5 protein-coding genes are annotated in these 3,264 nt (G+C 45.9%); all 5 read left to right on the top strand.

Annotation, left to right across the window (positions count from 1 at the left end; translation table 11 throughout):
• The first annotated feature begins 189 nt into the window (after positions 1-189).
• The 5 genes from QZL66_RS08325 (at position 190) to QZL66_RS08305 (ending at position 3,157) form a co-directional block, all read left to right on the top strand.
• The gene (locus QZL66_RS08325; protein WP_022411261.1) at positions 190-576 is read left to right on the top strand and encodes a hypothetical protein; all 387 of its coding nucleotides are present in this window, start codon (positions 190-192) and stop codon (positions 574-576) included.
• A gap of 13 nt (positions 577-589) precedes the next feature.
• A complete protein-coding gene (locus QZL66_RS08320) occupies positions 590-1,057 on the top strand; it encodes a DUF4869 domain-containing protein (RefSeq protein WP_293602048.1) in 468 nt (155 codons plus the stop codon).
• The gene (locus QZL66_RS08315) at positions 1,047-1,469 is read left to right on the top strand and encodes a hypothetical protein (RefSeq protein WP_293602046.1); all 423 of its coding nucleotides are present in this window, start codon (positions 1,047-1,049) and stop codon (positions 1,467-1,469) included. The genes QZL66_RS08320 and QZL66_RS08315 overlap by 11 nt, the downstream gene beginning before the upstream one ends.
• A gap of 67 nt (positions 1,470-1,536) precedes the next feature.
• A complete protein-coding gene (locus tag QZL66_RS08310) occupies positions 1,537-1,977 on the top strand; it encodes an SMI1/KNR4 family protein (protein WP_022411258.1) in 441 nt (146 codons plus the stop codon).
• A 205-nt stretch (positions 1,978-2,182) separates the two neighbouring features.
• Positions 2,183-3,157 carry a GTP-binding protein gene (locus QZL66_RS08305; protein ID WP_022411257.1) on the top strand — a complete coding sequence of 325 codons (975 nt, stop codon included), beginning with the start codon at positions 2,183-2,185 and terminating at the stop codon, positions 3,155-3,157.
• The last annotated feature ends 107 nt before the right edge of the window (positions 3,158-3,264 follow it).

The raw sequence follows: 3,264 nt of genomic DNA, 5'->3' as shown, positions 1-3,264 counted from the left end.
CTATCGCAGTGAGATCTATTTCATGCAGCAGTTCAAGAAAGAAACCGGTATGACACCGGCGCAGTATCGGGCCAAAGCGAGGGGCGAAACACAGGTGTGACGGAAAAAATTGCGGGTTTTGGTTGCAACTGGGGACGGCTTGTGGTATACTGGAGATGGGACATTTGCATAGAACGGAGGCGATATACTGTGATAGAAATCAAATATGGAAAGTCAGCAGCTGGGATTGATAATTTCTTTGATTTTCTCAATGTGCAGGAATACATACCGATGTCATTATCGGAATTGCGTGCAGATGGTGCAGTGTTAAAATTTTACTTGGCTCTATTTAAAAAGTTCAATATTGTTGGTGACAATACTGCCGTTTCTTTTTTGTGGAACACAAGGTTTCCCTGCAAATACAATGGTTTTGAATTTGAATTGGTGTATGACAACGAGTGGGATATTGAAAGTTTTTGTGTAAAGCAAGAATATGTGAAAGACAGGGAAACAATCGCAGAAGCAATCAAGGCACTTATTGAAACAGAGGGAATGAATGTTGTGATTGACCATAATGTAAGTGATGTTATCAAGTAAAGAGGAATTGGTGATGATGAGTTTAACCATATATTCAGACAAGCACAGACCGCCGGAAGGTGTGAACATCATTACGCAGAATGATGTGTATTTTAATGGCGCTGTGAAACTGACGGGGAGCAAGCTGGAAGCTGTCATACTGCATCACATCGACAGGGCGAGGTATTGTTCCAACCGAAGCTTTTACGGAATTTCAAGCGACACCGTGCCGGTTGACAAAAATCAGCTGAGCACCGGGACAAAAACCCTGCTGAACGTGCTCAGTAACCCTGCGCTGTGCTTTGATCTGCGTGAGTGCGGAGACAATGCGCTGGAGCTGCTGCCGCTCATCACAAGCGGTACCGTCTATTGGGATATCCCGTTTATCGCCTATGTGGGTGATGCAAATTGTGACATCATATACAACGGCAGGCACTATACAGACTTTTATGCGTTTTTAGGAACAGTCAATGAGGGCAGGTGTGACGGGGATGAAGATTGATTGGACATACAAGGGCGTTTCGGACATAGCGTTACACGTTGACCTGTCGGATCAGGTTGCCATATTATTCAGTGATTCAGGGACAGGAAAGACGTTCCTGTTTCAAATGCTTGCATCGTATTTCGTCATCCATGGGATTCCCTATGAAAAATTCGACTACAGCAGTGAAAATAAGGAGCTTGCGTGGTTCAGGCAGAGCATGAAAAAAGCGGAGGTGGTACTGCTGGATAATGCCGACTTGTACATGACAAAAGCGTTGTTTCGTGATCTGAAATCCTGCGGGAAACAGGTAGTGATAAGCATAAAGCATACGGAACGGTTGGGATCATTTGAAAACTGCGGGTTCTACACCGTCGACTATGATGGAAAAAGCCTGAGAACAATGCGGGAAAACTGCGGGCTTATTGTTTGAAAATCATGAAATATGCCATCTGGTTATACTTTGCAAATGGGAAATCGAAATTTATAGGAGATAAGCTATGAGTAAAATAACAATTTTACTGCAGAAGATGAAATCTCTGTGTGACAGTAATAATGGTAAGGACACATTTAATTCTCCAGTGACGGCGAAAGAAATATCTGATTGGGAGATTGCGCATAACGTAAAGCTTTGTAATGAACTGAAAGAATTTTATCTTTTCAGTAATGGTATGAATTTACGTATCTATTTCTCAACATTCAACATTTGTCCGTTTGAAAAAATCACCTTTAGAGAAGATGGCTTATTTGGATATGGAGAATTTGAAGGCTATATGAAAATAGGTGATTTTGTGGGAGACGGCTCAATAATATGTATAGACAGAAATTATAATGTTTGCTGTATATTTGAAGGTGATTCTGAAATAGTCAAATATTCACTTACAAAATTAATTGAAAAAGAACTTGAACATCTTGAAGAAAAAATCGAGTACAGAAAATAGAAAGAAAAAATAACTAAGTTCTTATGCGTAAATTCCAGTTTACCAAAGTGATAATATTGTACCTTGAAACAAACTGCTGAAAAGAAGCAGTCAAATGGGGAAACAAATATTGCCGGCAGCACATGTAATATGCGACAGAATCAATAATTGCCTGCGCCAAAGAACAAGCGAATTCTTTGAACGTCCGCAGGAACAGGAGGAAACAATGACAAAGATCGATTTAATTACAGGCATTCTTGGTTCCGGAAAAACGACGTTTCTCCGGCGCTATGCGAAATATCTGCTGGCGCAGGGACAGCGGATCGCCATTCTGGAAAACGATTTCGGCGCCGTCAATGTGGACATGCTCATGCTACAGGATCTGAAGTGTGAGAACTGCCGGCTGGAGATGGTCTCCGGCGGGGGAGATGCGGACTGCCACAAGCGGCGGTTCAAGACGCAGCTGATCGCACTGGGGATGCAGCACTTCGACCGTGTTCTGATCGAGCCGTCCGGCATTTTCGACATGGACGAATTTTTCGACACCCTGTATGAATCGCCGCTGGACCAGTGGTTTTCCATCGGCAGCATCCTCACCATTGTGGATGCCACCATGCCGGATGTGCTCTCCGGGGAGATGGAATACCTGCTGGGATCGGAAGCAGCGTGCTGCGGAAAGCTGCTGCTGAGCAAGTTAAAAGCCGGCGAACCGGCGGAGGAAGCTTCGGCACGTGTGCTGGCACATCTGAACCGTGCCCTCGCCGGAATCCAGTGCCGGCGGCAGTTCCGGCTGTCCGACCTTCTGGCGAAGCAGTGGGATGACCTGACACCGAAGGACTTTGCCGCAATCCAGAATGCAGGATACCGCAGTTCCAGCTATGTCAAGCAGTTCCATATGGAAACGCTGCAAAGCGAGGTGCACTATTTCATGCACGTGCGGATCCCGCAGGAACAGATCGTTCCAGTGGTGCAGCAGGTGATGCAGGACACGGAATGCGGAACGATTTTCCGCATCAAGGGCTCGCTCCCCGTCGGGGATGACGGCTGGCTGAAAATCAACGCCACACGGGAAAAAATCGAGACAGCACCGGTGCCGGATGGACAGGCGGTGCTGATCGTCATCGGAGAGGGCGTGCAGCGGGAGAAGATCGATGCCGTGCTTCGTCCGCTGAATACCGATCCGGCGTACGTTTCTGTGTGAGAACAGCTTCTGATCAAACTAAGAAAACCGCCTGTGCACTTGGAAAACTCCCTGTGCACAGGCGGCTTTTTTAAGAGCTCGTGTTCATAGGCGTCTATCTACGTCTT

Origin of the sequence: Ruminococcus sp. CAG:330, assembly GCF_000437175.1 — a bacterium.
Lineage (GTDB): Bacteria > Bacillota > Clostridia > Oscillospirales > Ruminococcaceae > Ruminococcus_C.
This window is presented reverse-complemented; position numbering and strand designations above follow the sequence as displayed.